Raw genomic sequence first — 15,793 nt, 5'->3', positions numbered from 1 at the left:
TGCCAGAAAGGGGTAAGTATAGGGGTTAAGCATCGGAGGCTAAGTATCAGGGTTAAGCATTCTGGTGTTTATACCAGTTAATAAACGCGTCTGCCGGCATCGGTCGGGCTAACAGAAACCCTTGTAACTGATCGCATTTCATCTGTTTGAGAATCGTTACCTGAGACTGATGTTCGATGCCTTCGGCAACCACTTGCAGGCCCAGTACATGGCTCATCTCTATGATTGAGGTGACGATTGCCCGATCTACCTCCGAGGCTTCCAGATTGACCAGAAAACTACGGTCGATCTTGAGAATATCAAGCGCGATAGTACGAATATAACTGAGACTGGAATAACCGGTGCCAAAATCATCGATCGCCACCTGAATACCCTGGCTGCGAAGTGTATTAAGTGCTTCCTTGGTCTCCTCAGGGCAATAGAGGAAACAGGATTCGGTCAGCTCTACAGACAGCAGGTGCGCGGGGAGGTTGTGCTGTTTCAGACACTCAAGAATCTGTTCGGCAATATCGCCCTGCTGAAACTGCCTGGCCGAGAGATTGATGGCGACATTGATCTCTTCTCCCTGTTCACGCCATCGGGCAATTTGCTGACATGCCTCCTCAAGCACAAAACGCCCGATGCGGTTGATCAGCCCCAGATCCTCTGCCAGCGGTATAAATTCAGCTGGTGAGATAAACCCCAGTTGCGGATGCAGCCAGCGTAACAGCGCTTCACAACTGGTCGGTCTGCCCGTGTGAAGGCCGACTTTTGGCTGGAAATAGAGTTGAAACTCGCCATTATCTAACGCAGCCTGCAGGTCACTTCCCATCTGATAACGGGACTGAATCAGGCGGTGCTGTTCCGGGGAGAAAAAGCGGAAGCTGTTGCGCCCGAAATCTTTTGCCAGATGGACTGCCGAGTTGGCACACTTGAGCAGCGACTCGGCATCGTCTGCATCGGTTGGAAAGAAACTAACACCGATACTGACAGTGACTTTCAGCTCTTTATCTTCGATCAGAATGGGTTGATTGACGGTGCTGAGTAAGCGGTTGAGAAACTCACTGATATGGGGGGTATCATCGACATCAGTGAGAATCAGATTAAATTCATCGCCGCCAAAACGGGCAACGGTGTCGCTGTCATCTAACTGATGCTCAATGCGCCGACCGATCTCTTTAAGTACTCTGTCACCGGTTTCATGGCCATGCAGATCGTTGATCTGTTGAAAAAAATCCACATCAATATAGGCCACGGCGATCCGGTGCTGATGCTCTCTGGCATAGCCTATTGAGAGTTGCAGACGGTCATTAAACAGTTTTCGATTGGGAAGCCGGGTGAGCTCATCGAAGTAAGCCAGCCGCCGGATACGGGCTTCTGATTTTTTTATCTCGGTCAGATCGGTGAAGATTGATGCATATTGCGAAATATTGCCATGGTCATCCCGGATTGAGGTGATACTGAGCCACTCCGGATACACCGCACCATCTTTCCGCCGGTTCCAGATCTCCCCCTGCCAGAATCCCTGCTCTGTGAGACTCTGCCACATCGCTTTATAGAACGATTTGTTGTGACGTCCTGAACTCAGGATGTTCGGATTTTTACCCAGTACTTCGGCGCTGGTATAGCCGGTGATCTCGGTGAAGGATGGATTGACCCGAAGGATCTGAGCGTTCTTGTCGCAGATAACGATCGCCTCCATTGACGCTTCAATCACTTTATCTGCGAGTTTAAGGCTGTGCTGAGATTTCTCCAGCGCCTTGTCCCGTTCATTGAGCAATTCCCGCAGGCGGTAGACATAATCATTTTCGACACTACGGAGGATATCGGAGTAGGAGATCAGTCCGGTGATCTTTCCCTGATGGTTGGTAATCGCAAGATGCTGGAACTGGTGTTGCAGAAACACTTTGCGGGCGTTATACAGGCTTAAACTCTGCTCAACCGTTACCAGAGTGCTGTTGCAGAGATCGCAAATCAACCGGCCCTGCATATCCTGCGCGATCAGTGCTACCGCGTCCCGTTCGGTGAAGATTCCGCTGATTTCGTTATGCAGGGTGATCAACAGGGCCGACCTGCCGGACTGGTTCAGCTTTTGCAATGCAGTGAGCACGGTACTGTTGCCATCGACAGAGACCGGCGAATGATCGGCGATCTCTTCAACTGATCGGAGGAAAAGATCATGCTCGATGCCGTGGCTGTTCACGACATCGGTTTCAGTAATAATGCCGCAGGCTTCACCGGAGTTCTTGGTGACGACGAAGTGGCGTACCTCCTCGGCGATAAACTTAAGGCCTGCTTCATCGACTGATTCCCATTCGGAGACCGTGTGTACCGGTGAGGACATGAATTGAGTGACCGGCGTGTGCTGGGCATTGCCGGCCCACAGGCCTATCAGATCCCGTCGGGTAACGATACCAACCGGCAAGCGGTTTTCGCACACAACTATGCAACCTATCTTCTTGTCGGCCATCAGCCTGATCAGACTGTCTGCTGTTGAATCCGGAGTGCAGGTGATCAGATTAGACTGAGCAATATGTCTGACAAGTAACGGACTAGTAACCTTAGGAGGTCTGGACATCGAAAAAAGAACCTTTTCACCAGTGGTCTTGCTATAAAAGAGGATAATTTTACTCGGGCATTTTAAACGGGTATAGCAGTTTCATGCCTTAAATGAGTAGTTGTTGAGGTTGAATTTAAACAAAATAAACATTCTATGATATAGATCCTGTTTGAGGTTTCTTGCCAGCCTCCCGTTTGACTGATCTTACTTTGACGTTTGTGCGTAACAGTCTCAGGAGGAGCAAAGTCGATGAAATCAGGTTTGTCTCAAAACTTCTGGGTTAATCAGGCAGGCTTTCAACTGGCCTGGTGGAGCGCCATTCTGCTCACCAGTCAGAGTGTTGCCGTGCTGGTTGTTTTATTGCTGCTACACCTGTGGTTCCACAGACAGCCGGTTCATGAAGTGTATGTGGTGCTGCTCTGTGGCCTGACGGGGTTCGCGGTTGATCTGCTGTTAACCCTGGCGGGCTTGTTTCGTTTTCCCTCTACACCGTTGCCCCCCTTATGGTTATTGCTGCTGTGGTTCTGTTTCGCAGCAACTTTGAACCAGAGCCTGAGATTTTTCCATAAGCGCTGGGTGGTCGCTTCAGTATGTGGTGGAGTTGCCGGTAGCCTGGCATATAGTGCAGCGGCAAAGCTGGGAGCTGTGAGTCTTGGCGTGCCATGGTTGCCAGGGGCTCTGATATTGATGTTTATCTGGATGGCCCTGTTCCCCCTGCAGCTCTGGATCAGTGGTCAGCACTTTTCGGGGGAGGGCCGTGGTGCGTATTAATCTGTTATTGATCACTCTGGTTCTGTTTTTTGCCGGTCTGGCCCACGCGGTTGCGACCCCACTGCCAAAGAATATGAAGGTGATTGGTGAGGCTGAGCTGAAGGTGCTCTGGTTGAGTATTTATCGTGCCCGGCTGGCCAGTCCGCAGGGTGTGTTTGTCTCTGCAATGATGCCTTTGCTGCTCACCTTAGAATATCAGCGCGATGTCAGCAAGCAGAGCCTGCTCGATGAGACACGCAGACAGTGGCAGAAGTCCGGTATCGCCCCGGATGATCAGGCCTTATGGCTTGGGTCATTGGCAACCCTATGGCCGGATATAGAGGACCAGGACACCCTTGGCTTTTATCAGGATGCCGATGGGTATGGGCACTTTTATCACAATCAGCACTATCTTGGCAGCATTAGAGATAACCGTTTTTGCCAGGCGTTTCTGGGTATCTGGCTATCTGATAACAGTGCTTTCCCCGGGTTTACACGACAGTTAACTGGAAGAAATTCAGAGTAAAAAGGACGATTGTTATGACGCAAACGACTTCAATACTGGCACTGGCTTTACCGGTTTTATTAGTACTTCCCGGTTGTGCCAGTTCTCTCGATGCTTACCGTGATGAAAAACCCACATTAGCACTGGATCAGTTTTTTAATGGCCGTCTGGTTGCCTATGGCATTGTGCAGGATTTTTCTGGCAGGGTGACCCGACGTTTCCGCGCCGACATATCGGCACAGTGGCAGGAGGCCAAGGGGGTTCTGGATGAACAGTTCTATTTCAGTGATGGAGAGCAACAGAGCCGCTGCTGGACCATAGTCAAGGAGGGAAACCGCTATCGGGGAACGGCTGGCGACATTGTCGGCGAGGCGCGGGGAGAGGCTCAGGGGAATGCTCTTAACTGGCGCTATACCCTACAGGTGCCGGTTAACGGTAAGGTCTGGAATATCGCCCTGGATGACTGGCTCTACCTGATCGATGAGAACAATCTGATCAACCGGACCAGGATGAAAAAGTTTGGTCTGCCGGTGGGTCAACTGACCCTGCATATTCGAAAACTGGCAGATGACGAGGCATTTCAGACGCGGGACGCTGAGTCTGTATGCACCGGTCCGGAGGGACAATGAGTAAAGCAAACAGTACAGAAAAGCCGCGCTATCCCTGGAAGACCGCCTGGGTGACGGGCGCGGGGAGAGGGATAGGGGCAGAGCTGACCCGGCTATTATGTCGCCGGGGTGTCATCGTATATGGTTCAGCCAGAACCTCTGAGCAACTTGAACAGTTACAGCAGGAATTGCGAGGCTGCGAAGGTGAACTGATTCCGGTACCGCTTGATATTCGTGACGCAGATGCTCTGCAACAGCTGTTTCTTAGCTGGGATGCTAAAGGGTTTATGCCAGAGCTGGTGGTGTTGAATGCGGGCACTCATGATCCCTTTTCCGCATACGAGTTCTCTGCAAAGCGATGTAAAGCGCTGCTGGATATCAATTTACAGGGAACGATAAACTGTCTTGAACCTGTGTTATACCGTTATCTGCAAAGAGGTGTTCCGGTCAGCCAGACGAAACCGGCTGACGCGATAAAAACATCTGGATCATCAGGACAGATAGCAGTGGTTTCATCTTCTGCGGGCTATCGGGGTTTACCGACGGCGGCGGCTTATGGTGCCGGTAAAGCGGCTCTGATCAACCTGTGTGAGTCGCTGCGTTCAGATCTGCAGGGCAGTGGGGTTAAGCTTCAGTTGATCAACCCCGGCTTTGTCCGCACACCGCTAACCGATAAAAATGATTTTCCCATGCCGGCACTGATGGACGCAGATGAGGCGGCCAGACGAATAGTGGCGGGACTTTTAAGCCACCGGTTTGAAATTATATTTCCCCGCCGTTTTGTTTATCTGCTTAAATTATTCAGAATAATCCCTTATCGCTGGTATTTCTGGCTGATTGGCAGAGCCACAGGAGCAGGAAAAGATGTCAGAAACAGTTAGTCATAGCATTACAGAGCGGTTAAACCGATACGCGGTCTGTCTGGCCCAGTTAACACCGGCTAAAATTGACGATCTGAGCGAGCTGGTGGCTGATGAGATAGAGTTCACCGACCCTTTCAACCGGGTGCAGGGTAAAACTGCCTTTCTGGGGATCATGGAGGAGATGTTCCAACAGTTGCAGGATGTACGTTTTGATCTGCTTGAGTGGCAGTTACAGGGGCACACGGGTTATATTTATTGGCGTTTTTCTGCAACAGCGTCGCTGACCGGTTCATTTTCAGCGGAAGGGGTGAGTCGTATCTGTCTGAATGAACAGGGGTTGGTGACTCGTCACCAGGACTTCTGGGATGCCAGTATCCTGATGCAGGAGTTTCCCCTGCTGGGGAGAGTCATTGGTTATATACGTAAGCGGGCCGCTTATAAAGCGGGATGATCTCTTTTGATCCTGTGTCGCTTGATCAGCGTCAGCACAAGCACCATAGAAGCCAGAACCAGAGTGACCAGATTGGCCAGTATCACTGGAAGATCACCAAGCACCACGCCATAGGCCAGCCATAAGGCTACCCCGACAGTAAAAACGGAATACATCATCAGTGAGATGCCCTCCACATTACCGGTGCGCAGTATATGAACTACCTGGGGTACAAATGAGAGGGTGGTGCAGGTGGCCGCCATCAGCCCTATCAGAGTGAAATTATCCATCATGGTGTCTTTAATAGCGTTATTAAGCTTGTCTGAAAAGTTGTATGAAAGGTGAGCATCATAGGTTGCCCCGGGGCTTTATACAAATGATGTTTTTTAATTCTAAACAGGAAACGGAATAGCATTAGTCTGTGTTCCGGTTGATCAGTTGATACAAGCCTACATCGATAGTTCCCTCTTCAAAGCCTCCCTCGCAGTAACAGAGATAGTAACGCCATAAACGTCTGAAGCGCTCGTCATAGCCCAGCTGTTCGAGGGCTTCGCTGTGCTGTTCAAAACTCTCCCGCCAGAGCCTGAGGGTGCGGGCATAATCTTTGCCAAAGAGCTGTTTATATTCCAGAGTGAAGCCATGCTCAGCAAACTTTTGCTCCAGTCGGCTAATGCTGGGTAGCATCCCTCCCGGGAAAATATAGCGTTGAATAAAGTCCGCCTGATTGCGATAGGTTTTAAACCGTTCCTCTTCAATACTGATCACCTGAAGTACCGCTTTTCCGCCCGGTTTGAGTGATTGTTCGAGGGTATTGAAATAGCTGTCCCAGTATTTTTCCCCCACAGCTTCAAACATCTCAATGGAGACAACCGCATCATACTGACTGAGCAGATCCCGGTAATCGGTGAGGCTGATATTGGCGCTTTTATCGAGCCCTGCTGATCTGAGTCTGTTGCGACTCCACTGAAGCTGCTCTTCAGACAGAGTAACGCCATGAACTCTGACTTTATGTTGCCGTAAAGCCCGCTCTGCAAAGCCTCCCCAGCCGCAGCCTATCTCCAGAATATGGTCGTTCTCCTCAGGTTTTAGCAGATCCAGAATCCGCTGGTATTTGGCGGTTTGTGCCTGTTCGAGTGATTGCAGTGGGGAGCTAAACAGCGCTGACGAGTAGGACATTGTCGGGTCCAGCCAGAGACGATAAAAGTCATTGCCCAGATCATAGTGGGCGGCAATATTGCGGCGACTGCCGGTGCGGCTGTTATGGTTGCGCCAGTGATGAATATTATCCAGTAGCTGCTTAATAAAGCCTGCTTTGGCGAACCCTTCGAGAGTTTTTTCGTTCTGCAGAGCCCAACGTACCAGAGCGGTCAGGTCAGGGCTGTCCCATTCGCCGGCTATATAGCCTTCAGACCAGCCGGTGATTCCCCCGGTGTAAAGGCGCAAAAGGCAGCGCAGACTGTTGAGTTGAACGGTGACCTGAAGTATTTCATCGGATTGATTAGGACAGGTCTCAGTGTCGGGCTGATCGTGATCAAGACTTCCCTGGCCAAACGCCTGTTGATAGCCGCTGGGCATAATCAGGTGGATTCTCCCCCGGGTTTGACTCAGGGGCGCACCGAGCCGGTTGAGCACTCTTTGCTCCAGCCAGTCAGGTTTAATCGCCGTGTTGTACTCTTGCTTATACCTGTGGTGCGCCATGGATGGTTGTGCCAGGGTTTTCACCTGTGACCGGCCTGCGGTTGAGGAGGTCTGGTAGTTACAGGTTTTCATAGTGAGTTTCTCCATTGCGATCTGACCAGCTGATGCTGTAACTTTTTGTGGTATTCCGCGGCTGAAGTTTGACGCCTTTCAGCCAGAGTCTGAGTGCTTCCCAGTGGATCGCTCCCATCACTTTCAGGGTCATCAGGGGGTGACTGATAAACAGCCTGAGCAGGTTTATATCGTTTATCTCCTGTCGTTGTCCGGTAAACGTGGCATTCAGTATCGGAGTGATCTTCGCGTCATCTCTGCAGCTCTGTTGAATGCATACGGAAATCCTTTCCCGGGGCGGCAGGATTCTGAAACTATAGGCGGTGTCCATGGGCATAAACGGACTGACATACATCAGCTTATGGCAGCTATGGCGGACAATCTTATCATCGGGATTATCGTTCACCAGCAGATAACTGTGCCGTTGGCCGAAGGTGTTGCTGACCTCATAAAGTATCACCTCCACCTGATTGTCAGGGTTATAGCAGAAGTAGACACTCAGAGGATTAAAGGTATACCCCAGAATTCTTGGATAGCAGAGCAGCTCAATGCGGTGTGTGGCTGATGCATAACCCCGGGATGACAGCAGCCCGGTGATCTCCTGACGTAACCGACCCTCTCCGCGACCATAATCTTTTTCGTGAAATGACATCAGGCCGAAGCGGTTGATAGCAAAATATCTCAGGGTGTTGCTTAGCAGAGGCAGTTCATCGAGGTCGATGCACAGCGAGAAAACCCGATAGATAAAACGATGCCGCTTCGGTGTAAAACGGTGATGCATAACAACACCAGCGAACACTGAGGAGTTCAGTTTAGCCATGGATGCGGGTCCTTATCTCATCCTCCATAGACCTTTCAGGCGGTCTTTGGGTGACGATAATTCTGCTGTTGGGGTTGTCCAGATGCCAGGGGCGGGGAATCCCCCCCAGTTGCTCTGCGACTGCCAGCCCCGATTGCAGTCCATCTTCATGAAAACCATAACCAAACCATGCCCCGCAGAACCAGGTTTTTTGCTGTCCCTGAAGACTCCAGAGATTCTGCTGCTGGGTCAGAGAGTTCTGGTCAAAGGCGGGGTGATCGTAGAAAAAACTGCGTATCAGTTTATCTGCTGCAGGCTCTTTCGGGGGATTGAGAGACACGATGACCGGTTGCTCAGTCGCCAGTGGCTGCAAACGGTTCATCCAGTAACTGACAGAAACCTGGCGCTCGTCTCTGGCGTTGCCTGACGCCATATAATTCCAGCTGGACCAGACCTTTTTGTTCTGCGGTAGCAGGCTCTCATCAAGATGAAGATACGCCCGGTTCCTCTGATAGGGGACGCTGCTCAGCAGTTGCTGTTCCTCTGCGGTGGGCTTTTCCAGCAGAGCCAGAGCCTGATCAGCATGGCAGGCCAGCACTACCTCATCATAGTGCTCCCGGGCACCGTGAAGGTCTTCGATAACCACGAAGTCCGGGTGACGGATGATTTTGTGTATGCGGCTGTTAATTCTGACATTATCTGCCAGTTCGGTGGCGATTCTGCTGACGTAGCCGATACTGCCGCCTGGGATGGTATGCCATTGAGGCCGGTCATTAATCTGTAACAGGCCATGGTTCTGACAGAAACGGAGAAAACTCAGCGCAGGATACCTGAGCATCTGCTGCACCGGGGTGGACCAGATGGCCGCCCCCATAGGCAGCAGGTGGTCATAGATAAAACGATCACCGTAGCTATGCTGGCTGAGTAACTGCTCCAGAGTGAGGTTTGCCAGTGAAGGATCAGCCATCATCCTGTCTGCGTTGCGATAGAAGCGCATCAGGTCTCTGATCATCGACCAGAAGGCCGGACTGATCAGGTTGCGTTTCTGCGCAAACAGACCATTCAGACCGGTGCCACTGTACTCTAACCGTCCATTGTCTACCGAGACTGCGAATGACATATCGGTGGCACAGGTTGGCAGGTTGATATGTTCAAAGAACTTAACCAGATTGGGATAGTTCACCGGGTTAAAAACGATGAACCCGGTATCGACATCGATCTGAGTGCCGTCGAGATCGAACCGGACAGTATTGGAATGGCCACCCAACCGGTCATCCTTTTCATAGAGTGTTACCCGGTGGGCTTTGTTCAACAGCCAGGCGCAGCTCAGGCCGGCAATACCGGAACCGATAACGGCAATTTTTTTCGGGCGGATGGCAGTAATATTCATCGGAGCAGTCCATACTGTGATCTGTTTGACGCGCGGTAACAAAATGAATAAACAATCGTTCAGCAAGCGCATTATTTGCAGGGCTATACGTGAAGGTTTCAAAATAGGATCACAGATTCTGTTGTGAATAAAGCAGTTACCCGGCAAAATTTTTTCAGCTGGGATGATCCGGTTAATTATCTGAATACGTAAAGGGGTATATGAAGAACAGACCACCGGGAGAGGATGTGGATAACATCGTACAACTGAGTCAGGCCGAGATGGCCAGTGCAGACTGGAGCGATCTGTTGGGCCGATTGGCGGTAAAACCAGATAAATCGATCTATGCCCGGTTGTTCAACCATTTTGCGCCCAGGGTTAAGGCCTATATCGTACGGTTGGGCGTGGCTATCTCCGCTGCCGAAGAGGTGACGCAGGAGGTGATGCTATCGGTGTGGCGCAAGGCACACATGTATCATCCGGATAAAGCGGCGGCCAGCACCTGGATCTTTACTCTGGCACGAAATCAGAGCATCGACTGGATGCGTAAGCAGAAATATCCCCAGTACAGTCTTGATGAGTGGAGTGAAACGGCTTGCGAGTCAGGACAGGGGGAGCAGGAAGTATTATCAGACCGGGTAGCACAGGCGATCAGCCAGCTGCCGGAAAAGCAGGCGCAGGTTATCTACATGTCTTATTTCGAAGGGCGATCACACGGTGATATCGCCAGCCGTCTCGATATCCCTCTGGGGAGTGTTAAATCCAGAATCCGCCTGGCAACAGAAAAACTGAAACAGATCTGGGGAGGTGATGAGTATGAACATTAATCATCACCTCGATGATGCAACCCTTATCAGCTATTCGGCTGGCGCTCTGTCCCAGGGCATGGCGCTGGTGGTGGCATCCCATCTGTCGATCTGTCCACAGTGTCGTGAGCGGGCTGAGCACTCTGATGCCGTTGGTGGTGCACTGCTGGAATCACTGGAGCCCGAAACCGTTGCCGATGATATGCTGGCATCGGTACTGACTCAGCTTGATGAACTGCCGACCAAGCAGGAGAGCGTCCCGGTTACGCCTATCGTCATGGATCCTGAGATACCGGCCCCCTTAAGAGAGTATATTCACTGCCCTCTGGATCAGCTGGAGTGGAAACGGATCGTTCCTGGTGTTGCTTACTATGATATGCCCTGGGAGGGACATGGTGTTTCCCGGCTGCTGAGAATTGCACCGGGAAAGGCGATGCTGGCGCACACCCACAATGGCAATGAGCTGACCATGGTGCTGCGAGGCTCTTTTTCCGATGAGGTTGGGCGTTTCTGCCGCGGCGATGTGGCCGATCTGGATGATCAGATTGAACATCAACCGCTGGTCGATAGTAAAGTGGATTGTATCTGTCTGATCGCTACCGATGCGCCTCTCAGGTTTACCACTTTGTTTGGTAAGCTGGTACAGCCAATCACTGGTTTCTGATCCGATGGCAGAAAGGAACCGATTTAACCCGTCTAAATTGCATTTGAGTAAGTGGACAGCGGTTGAACCGCACAATAAAGAGAAACATTTTTTAGTGACGAAGTTGCTGAAAGATGATGACGGTGTTGTTCAACAGTGCGTTCTTGAAGCCGTGATCAGCCACCGGGAACACGTTATTCACTGGCAGATACTGGCTGATAGTGATCACTGGAAACAGGGGTGGTGCTAAACTTTTATATTAAAAAGCCGGGCAGTGATGACCGGCTTTTTGCTGAGTGCTGATCTGTTTCAGTTCTGCTTCTCCGATCTTCTGGTTACAGTTTCAGTGCTTTCATTTGCCGCTTAAACTCATCGGTAACCTCCCGCGCCTGATTGCGGTTTTTTATCGCTGTCGGTGTGATCATCACCACCAGTTCAGTACGGCGGCTGGTTTCACTTTTGGAACCAAACAGATAGCCAAGACCGGGTACATCTTTTATCCCAGGCAGGCCTGCATCTCCCAGATCTTTGTTCTCTCTGATGAGCCCCCCCAACACCAGTGTATCGCCACTTTGTACCGCAACGGTGGTTTTAATCTGACGCTGATTGATGGTGGGAGACTGAATGCCTGAGGAGGTTGTGACAGAGGCGTCACTGACATCCTGATTGATTTCCAGTACCACCATACCGCCATCTTTGATCTGTGGCGTCACCTCCAGCAGTACACCGGTATCCCGATATTGAACCGAAGTGGTGATCAGATTGCCGCTGCTGTTTGAGGTATTCGTGGTTTCAGAGGTGGAGATAGGCACCTGATCACCAACCTTGATTGAGGCGGACTGGTTATCCAGCACCATTAGTGAGGGGGAGGAGATCACATTGATGCGGCTGTCAGAGGCCAGTGCAGTCAACAGGGCCAGCGGATTGTTGAGGCGGTCCAGCACCTCATATTTGAAACCACTGGCGCTTTGTGGACTAGAAAGGGAACCATAACCGGTATCGCCGTTGCCAAACCCGTTTTTGAAGAACCAGTCGATCCCGTATTTCAGATCCCCGGAGAGCTTCACCTCGACAATAGTGGCTTCAACCAAAACCTGCTGAGGCAGTACATCCAGCTTCTGTAGCGCCAGTTCTACCACTCCGTAGTCGGCCTGGGTGGCCAGCACCAGCAGCGAGTTGTTCTCTTCGTCGGCAATAATACTGATCTCGCCAAGATTACTCAGCGAGGTCTGACTGGTCAGAGGTGTCAGTGTTCCCTGGCTGGAAATCACGGCGGGTGTCCCTGTTGCTGGTGCGGCTGCCGTGGTCGGGGATGGGGAGCGGGGACCGCTGCCCTGGTTGCCTGACTTCGAACGCTGCCCTGAGAACAGCTGCTCAAGCATGCCGGCCAGGTGTGATGCTTTACCGTATTTGACCTTGTACACATGCAGCGAGGTGCTGGCGAGATTGTCCATCCGGTCGAGCCGCTCGATCCACTGCTGAGCACTTTTCAGGTATTGCGGCTGAGGTGTGATCACCATCACGGTATTCAACCGTTCGATCGGGACAAATTTAACCAGCCCCGCCATTGGACCGGAGGATTTATCACCAAAGACATTTTCCAGCTCACCCAGTATTGTCCGGGTATCCACTGACTGTAAGCGGAACAGACCGATCGACATGCCCCGCAGCTGGTTGACGTCAAAAGTCTCAATGGTGTTGAGCAGGGTGTTCAGTTCGGTGCGGGAGCCGGACATCAGCAGCAGGTTATGGGGCTCATCGACTGTGATCCGGGCACCCTCTGATGCCACCGATTTGAGAATTTTTTCCATCTCTTTGGCTGCGATATAGCGTAGCGGTGTTACCAGCGTCTGGAAGCCCTGATCATTCTGCAGTTTCAGTTGTGGAGCGCCGCCGGCCAGGGTGTTGCTCTTGGGCATGATCTCAATCAGGTGGCCGTTATCCCGCAGTACCGCACCATGCATAAACAGCAGTGAGTCGAGGGTGGGGATCAGGGCATCGCGATTCAGGGGCTGACTGGTGTGCAGCGACACCCTGATATTGACAGCGTCATTAATCGCATAGTTGCGGTTCAGAATATCCCCGAGAATGGTTTTTGCCACCTCATGGATATCCGTATCGTTAAAATTGAGGGTGATATTTCCCTCGCCACTACCCGTGGACGCCGGTTGGCTCTGGGTTATCATCGGCCGGGCTTCGGACACCAGCTCAAATCGTTGTCGCTCCGGGACAGAGGAGGGGCTGCCCTGATTCTGTTGCATAGCCACGCCAGTTGTATTATTGGCTCCTGCCGCGCTATTTCGGTCCTGATTGCGTTGGTGAATAATCTGGCCAACGGGTTGCTTTGGGGTCAGTCCTTCATCTTTATAGATGGCTGAGCTGTTACATCCTGTCAGACCTGAGAGGGTGACCAGCAGCGGTATAACTTTCCAAATAGATATATTGTTCATCAAACTCTCCTGCTACTGGTTATCCAACGGGCGCACGACTTTGCCATACTGACTCTGATTCATAAAAAGAGAGGAGGACCTGCTGCGCCCTGCCTGCGAGGGGGCTGCAGGTTTAATCAAAGGCATTTCAATTTTACGTCCATCATTACTAAACGTGACGCTATCCGGCGTTATCTCATCGAGTGTCCAGTCACTCAGCTTCATCCCGCTTCTCAGCGACTCATAGTTCTTCTTGCCGATAGCGCTGAAGAGGGCCACATTATCCTCTCCATTGATAATAATACCTGTGAGTATCCAGTCCTGTTCTGGTGTGCGGTCCGGTCTGCGGATAGCGGTCATCGCAGTGCTGATCTCCTGGGGTTTACGGGTGGAGTAAAACAGTGGCCGTTCACTGATCTCGAGAAACTGATCGATCTGCAGATCGGGTTCCGCAATTGATGGTAGCTCTGGAAGCGATGAAGGCTCGGAGAGCTGCTCATTTGACAGTTGTGTTGGCTCAGCAACCGGCATCATGAACTGAGCGCTAAGAATAGCGGTTAATATTGCCATTACACCCAGTTGCAGCAGGGTTAGCCGGGTCAGGTAGCGGACTGTGTTCATAACGTCTCCCTGCCGGTGGTGTAGCCCGTGAGGTTAAAGCGGATATCCAGTGGTGGCAATACCTGCCTGCGGGCGTAACTGGAGGTTCGTATCGGGGCGGAGCTTATGCTCAGGTCCTCGACATAGAGTCCGGGTTTGCTGGTTTCCAGAGCAAACAGTAACTCTTTCAGTTCATCGATGCCCGCCTTGTACTGAACTTTCAGGGTGATGCTGCGCAGTAACTGATCGCCACTCTGTTCTGCAGGAAGCCCCTGTGTACTGACGATCTGGCCGCCAGTGCGGGCAACAAGCTGCTTCAGATGCTGCTGTAATTTCGCGGACACCACCGAGCGGGTTTCGCCTTCCAGAAAGTAGGGCCTTAATGGGGAGTCCTGTTTCACCTGCTGTAGTAATGCTTCCTCGTTGGGGCGGCTGTTATTCAGATTCTGGTAGCGTTGCAGCTGAAATGTCAGGGTTTCGATCTGATCATTCGCCTGTTGATAGCGGCTGATAACCGGGCCGATGACCAGCAGGTAAAGCAGAGTCAGCACCGTTGCCAGTATCCCCAGAGCCAGATAACGTTGCTGCTGTTTATTGAGCTGCATGGCTTTCTCCCGGGCTCTGCCTGGCTGAGATCATAAAACGCTCTTTACCCGTGCGGGGGTCCTGAGTGACCGGTGAGAAAAAACTGACATCGGTGAGTTTGCCTGAGTTTTGCAGCAGAGCGATCAGCTCAGATGCATTGTCTGCTTCGCCCTGAATGCGCAGGGATCTGCCCTGCATCGACATCCTGTTCAACCATACCTCATCGGGTAACAACCGGGTCAGTTCGTCGATCAGTGACAGTACCGAACTTTGTTGCTGTTTTATATCGACATAGTTCTGCTGTTGTTGGAACAGCGTCTGTCGTTCATCGCGAATCTGAAACACCTCTTCGGCCTGGCTGCGCAACTGGGCGACCGCTTCAGTCAGTTGTTCTATCTGAGTCTGTTTCTGCGCCAGTGGCAGACTGACGGCGGTAATCAGTAACAGCAGATTAAGACTCACCAGCGCAAACTGAAAACGCAGGTAACGGGAACGGAGAGATGCTTCATCGGATTGAGGCAGCAGGTTAAGGTGGCTGTCATGCTGGTTGAGAAACCCCTGAGGTATGATCCTGTCAGGAGCGATGCCCAGCTGCTCCAGTTGATTGAGAATAGTCTGAAGTTGCTCTTTAGGGATCAGATATAACTCTGTATGACATTGCTCTTTTCCCGGTTCATCGGTAACGGGGCCGGTATCGAAGTATACCTGGTCAGCCCTGAAGGGGGTCAGACGGTCCATCTCGAAGCGCACGACATTGTCGATATAGTCGCGGGCGTTGCGGGGCACGCTGACACGGGTCTGCAGAATCATGTCATCAGCCAGACACAGGGTTGCGTTCTGAGCTTTCGCAATCACCTGTTTTAACGTCTCGGGCAGTGAACTTTTCTCCCATGGTGACGGGAGCATCCAGTGCTGCTGGCCAGCACTGATGCTAAGTTGCTGATCCTGTAGCTCCAGAATCAGACTAAAGCTGTCCTGCTGCCATCCCGCCCGGATTCTGGCGGGCAGCATCTGGCCTAATTGGCCAAACCACCAGCTGAGAGCGCTGGATAGTGCCGCAATGATCCCCCGAAACCTCTGAGTAAACAGGCCGGAAGTTGAGCTGTTTGTCGTCATCT

17 protein-coding genes are annotated in these 15,793 nt (G+C 51.7%); 8 read left to right on the top strand and 9 right to left on the bottom strand.

The features are described 5' to 3' along the window. Positions 1–52: 52 nt before the first annotated feature. On the bottom strand, positions 53–2,557 hold the full coding sequence (locus OCU43_RS14535) for an EAL domain-containing protein (RefSeq protein WP_091356733.1): 2,505 nt from the start codon (positions 2,555–2,557) through the stop codon (positions 53–55). Positions 2,558–2,788: 231 nt separating this feature from the next. On the opposite strand from OCU43_RS14535, the gene OCU43_RS14530 reads away from it, so the two are divergent. From OCU43_RS14530 to OCU43_RS14510, 5 genes are read left to right on the top strand one after another with little or no spacing between them, the layout of a single operon-like run. After that, positions 2,789–3,310: a DUF2878 domain-containing protein gene (locus tag OCU43_RS14530; RefSeq protein WP_091356735.1), complete on the top strand. Its 522-nt coding sequence runs from the start codon at positions 2,789–2,791 to the stop codon at positions 3,308–3,310. After that, positions 3,300–3,815: a hypothetical protein gene (locus OCU43_RS14525; RefSeq protein ID WP_139203165.1), complete on the top strand. Its 516-nt coding sequence runs from the start codon at positions 3,300–3,302 to the stop codon at positions 3,813–3,815. Before OCU43_RS14530 ends, OCU43_RS14525 begins: the two co-directional genes overlap by 11 nt. A gap of 14 nt (positions 3,816–3,829) precedes the next feature. After that, on the top strand, positions 3,830–4,423 hold the full coding sequence (locus tag OCU43_RS14520; RefSeq protein WP_091356740.1) for a DUF3833 domain-containing protein: 594 nt from the start codon (positions 3,830–3,832) through the stop codon (positions 4,421–4,423). Then, positions 4,420–5,283: an SDR family NAD(P)-dependent oxidoreductase gene (locus tag OCU43_RS14515; protein WP_091356745.1), complete on the top strand. Its 864-nt coding sequence runs from the start codon at positions 4,420–4,422 to the stop codon at positions 5,281–5,283. Before OCU43_RS14520 ends, OCU43_RS14515 begins: the two co-directional genes overlap by 4 nt. Continuing rightward, complete coding sequence (locus tag OCU43_RS14510) at positions 5,267–5,716, top strand: nuclear transport factor 2 family protein (RefSeq protein ID WP_091356748.1); 450 nt, start codon at positions 5,267–5,269, stop codon at positions 5,714–5,716. Before OCU43_RS14515 ends, OCU43_RS14510 begins: the two co-directional genes overlap by 17 nt. Here OCU43_RS14510 and OCU43_RS14505 read toward each other — a convergent pair. The 4 genes from OCU43_RS14505 to OCU43_RS14490 form a co-directional block, all read right to left on the bottom strand. Then, complete coding sequence (locus tag OCU43_RS14505) at positions 5,701–5,985, bottom strand: SWEET family sugar transporter (protein ID WP_091356751.1); 285 nt, start codon at positions 5,983–5,985, stop codon at positions 5,701–5,703. The genes OCU43_RS14510 and OCU43_RS14505 overlap by 16 nt on opposite strands. A 124-nt stretch (positions 5,986–6,109) precedes the next feature. After that, positions 6,110–7,465, bottom strand: coding sequence for an SAM-dependent methyltransferase (locus OCU43_RS14500; RefSeq protein WP_245756534.1), 1,356 nt, complete (start codon positions 7,463–7,465; stop codon positions 6,110–6,112). Beyond that, positions 7,452–8,264, bottom strand: a complete 813-nt coding sequence (locus tag OCU43_RS14495) for a DUF1365 domain-containing protein (protein WP_091356754.1) — start codon at positions 8,262–8,264, stop codon at positions 7,452–7,454. Before OCU43_RS14495 ends, OCU43_RS14500 begins: the two co-directional genes overlap by 14 nt. Next, positions 8,257–9,633 carry an NAD(P)/FAD-dependent oxidoreductase gene (locus OCU43_RS14490; protein ID WP_091356757.1) on the bottom strand — a complete coding sequence of 459 codons (1,377 nt, stop codon included), beginning with the start codon at positions 9,631–9,633 and terminating at the stop codon, positions 8,257–8,259. Before OCU43_RS14490 ends, OCU43_RS14495 begins: the two co-directional genes overlap by 8 nt. A gap of 200 nt (positions 9,634–9,833) precedes the next feature. On the opposite strand from OCU43_RS14490, the gene OCU43_RS14485 reads away from it, so the two are divergent. Genes OCU43_RS14485 through OCU43_RS14475 form a run of 3 tightly spaced genes read left to right on the top strand, consistent with a single transcriptional unit; the run spans position 9,834 to position 11,311 of the window. Next, positions 9,834–10,439 (top strand): sigma-70 family RNA polymerase sigma factor, encoded by a 606-nt coding sequence (locus OCU43_RS14485; protein WP_091356760.1) that lies wholly within the window; start codon positions 9,834–9,836, stop codon positions 10,437–10,439. Next, a complete protein-coding gene (locus tag OCU43_RS14480) occupies positions 10,429–11,082 on the top strand; it encodes a ChrR family anti-sigma-E factor (RefSeq protein WP_091357146.1) in 654 nt (217 codons plus the stop codon). The genes OCU43_RS14485 and OCU43_RS14480 overlap by 11 nt, the downstream gene beginning before the upstream one ends. Continuing rightward, positions 11,021–11,311 carry a TIGR02450 family Trp-rich protein gene (locus tag OCU43_RS14475; RefSeq protein ID WP_338024069.1) on the top strand — a complete coding sequence of 97 codons (291 nt, stop codon included), beginning with the start codon at positions 11,021–11,023 and terminating at the stop codon, positions 11,309–11,311. Before OCU43_RS14480 ends, OCU43_RS14475 begins: the two co-directional genes overlap by 62 nt. An 85-nt stretch (positions 11,312–11,396) precedes the next feature. Here OCU43_RS14475 and gspD read toward each other — a convergent pair whose 3' ends face one another. The 4 genes from gspD to OCU43_RS14455 are packed head-to-tail and all read right to left on the bottom strand — an operon-like array spanning position 11,397 to position 15,791. Further along, positions 11,397–13,511 carry a type II secretion system secretin GspD gene (gene gspD, locus OCU43_RS14470; RefSeq protein ID WP_175483485.1) on the bottom strand — a complete coding sequence of 705 codons (2,115 nt, stop codon included), beginning with the start codon at positions 13,509–13,511 and terminating at the stop codon, positions 11,397–11,399. Positions 13,512–13,523: 12 nt separating this feature from the next. After that, on the bottom strand, positions 13,524–14,111 hold the full coding sequence (locus OCU43_RS14465; protein WP_091356767.1) for a hypothetical protein: 588 nt from the start codon (positions 14,109–14,111) through the stop codon (positions 13,524–13,526). Further along, the gene (gene gspM / locus OCU43_RS14460) at positions 14,108–14,695 is read right to left on the bottom strand and encodes a type II secretion system protein GspM (protein ID WP_091356771.1); all 588 of its coding nucleotides are present in this window, start codon (positions 14,693–14,695) and stop codon (positions 14,108–14,110) included. The genes OCU43_RS14465 and gspM overlap by 4 nt, the downstream gene beginning before the upstream one ends. Further along, entirely contained in the window at positions 14,682–15,791 is a 1,110-nt protein-coding gene (locus OCU43_RS14455) for a PilN domain-containing protein (RefSeq protein ID WP_091356774.1), read from the bottom strand. The genes gspM and OCU43_RS14455 overlap by 14 nt, the downstream gene beginning before the upstream one ends. Positions 15,792–15,793 lie beyond the last annotated feature (2 nt).

Source organism: Amphritea atlantica (assembly GCF_024347255.1).
Taxonomy (GTDB): Bacteria; Pseudomonadota; Gammaproteobacteria; order Pseudomonadales; family Balneatricaceae; genus Amphritea; species Amphritea atlantica.
The sequence above is the reverse complement of the archived record's forward strand: the minus strand, read 5'-3'. Positions and strand labels throughout refer to the sequence as shown.

Coding starts and splice junctions, on each gene's coding strand:
- gspD (WP_175483485.1), bottom strand. CDS start 13,511: ATGAACAATATATCTATTTGGAAAGTTATACCGCTGCTGGTCACCCTC.
- OCU43_RS14510 (WP_091356748.1), top strand. CDS start 5,267: ATGTCAGAAACAGTTAGTCATAGCATTACAGAGCGGTTAAACCGATAC.
- OCU43_RS14520 (WP_091356740.1), top strand. CDS start 3,830: ATGACGCAAACGACTTCAATACTGGCACTGGCTTTACCGGTTTTATTA.
- OCU43_RS14500 (WP_245756534.1), bottom strand. CDS start 7,465: ATGAAAACCTGTAACTACCAGACCTCCTCAACCGCAGGCCGGTCACAG.
- OCU43_RS14455 (WP_091356774.1), bottom strand. CDS start 15,791: ATGACGACAAACAGCTCAACTTCCGGCCTGTTTACTCAGAGGTTTCGG.
- gspM (WP_091356771.1), bottom strand. CDS start 14,695: ATGCAGCTCAATAAACAGCAGCAACGTTATCTGGCTCTGGGGATACTG.
- OCU43_RS14495 (WP_091356754.1), bottom strand. CDS start 8,264: ATGGCTAAACTGAACTCCTCAGTGTTCGCTGGTGTTGTTATGCATCAC.
- OCU43_RS14515 (WP_091356745.1), top strand. CDS start 4,420: ATGAGTAAAGCAAACAGTACAGAAAAGCCGCGCTATCCCTGGAAGACC.
- OCU43_RS14480 (WP_091357146.1), top strand. CDS start 10,429: ATGAACATTAATCATCACCTCGATGATGCAACCCTTATCAGCTATTCG.
- OCU43_RS14490 (WP_091356757.1), bottom strand. CDS start 9,633: ATGAATATTACTGCCATCCGCCCGAAAAAAATTGCCGTTATCGGTTCC.
- OCU43_RS14485 (WP_091356760.1), top strand. CDS start 9,834: ATGAAGAACAGACCACCGGGAGAGGATGTGGATAACATCGTACAACTG.
- OCU43_RS14465 (WP_091356767.1), bottom strand. CDS start 14,111: ATGAACACAGTCCGCTACCTGACCCGGCTAACCCTGCTGCAACTGGGT.
- OCU43_RS14475 (WP_338024069.1), top strand. CDS start 11,021: ATGCGCCTCTCAGGTTTACCACTTTGTTTGGTAAGCTGGTACAGCCAA.
- OCU43_RS14505 (WP_091356751.1), bottom strand. CDS start 5,985: ATGGATAATTTCACTCTGATAGGGCTGATGGCGGCCACCTGCACCACC.
- OCU43_RS14535 (WP_091356733.1), bottom strand. CDS start 2,557: ATGTCCAGACCTCCTAAGGTTACTAGTCCGTTACTTGTCAGACATATT.
- OCU43_RS14530 (WP_091356735.1), top strand. CDS start 2,789: ATGAAATCAGGTTTGTCTCAAAACTTCTGGGTTAATCAGGCAGGCTTT.